The sequence below is a fragment of the Streptomyces sp. NH27 genome (genome assembly GCF_056859195.1).
In genome coordinates this window covers 1-785 of sequence record NZ_JACEGK010001031.1, presented here as the reverse complement: position 1 = coordinate 785, position 785 = coordinate 1, and the positions used below count along the sequence as shown (strand labels likewise).

Annotated in this window: 1 protein-coding gene; it reads right to left on the bottom strand. The window is 77.1% G+C overall.

The genetic code is table 11. The features are described 5' to 3' along the window. On the bottom strand, positions 1-785 hold a 785-nt coding region (locus AC13HU_RS37845), incomplete at both ends, for an FUSC family protein (RefSeq protein WP_483046534.1).

The following is a 785-nucleotide window of genomic DNA, read 5'->3' as shown; positions in this document are numbered from 1 at the left end:
CTCCGCGCCGGGGCGGTTGCCGAGGCGGCGGCGCACCTGGCCGAGATTGCGTGCGGCCAGGCCGAGTTGGGGGCGGGCCGCGGCGAGTTCGGTCGCGTCGCCGAGCGCCAGCGCGCGGCCGGCGTGCGCGCAGGCGGTCAGCGCGTCCACCCAGTCGGCGGCATGCGGCGCCGCGGGATCGGCCCGGCGCGACACCAGCGCGGGATGGCCGAGGGTGCGCCGGAGCAGCGTGCGGTGGGCGTGGGCGGGTGCGGCAACCACGGCGAGTTCGCGGGTGGCGCGATCGAAGCGGCGGGCCAGGTGCCGGATCGCGGCGGGCCGCGGTTCCGGCTCGCGGGCGGCGGCCAGCAGTTCCGCCAGCACCCGCAGGGCGGCGGCGGCCCGGCCGCGCATGACCGTGGCGGTCGGCAGCGGCAGCACGAAGTACGCGGCCGCGATCCCGCAGGCCGATCCGAGCAGGATGCCCTCGGGGCGCTGCACGATGAGGGCGCCGCCCTGCTCGCCGCTCAGGCTGTAGAGCACCGCCAGCAGGCTCGTGACGCAGAACGCCCAGGCCGCGTAGGTGCTCTCGCGCAGCCACAGGCCGGCCAGCAGGTAGCAGAAGATCACGGTGATCGCCGCGGTGTGGTCGCCCGTGATCAGGTGCGCGACGAGCGTCCCGGTGACCGCGCCGGTGAAGGCGCCCACCACCCGCAGCCCGCTGCGGTGCACGACGTCGCCGCGCCCCTTGGCGGCGCTGCACACCACGAACGCGGTGATCATCGCCCACGTCCAGTGCCGCGGGA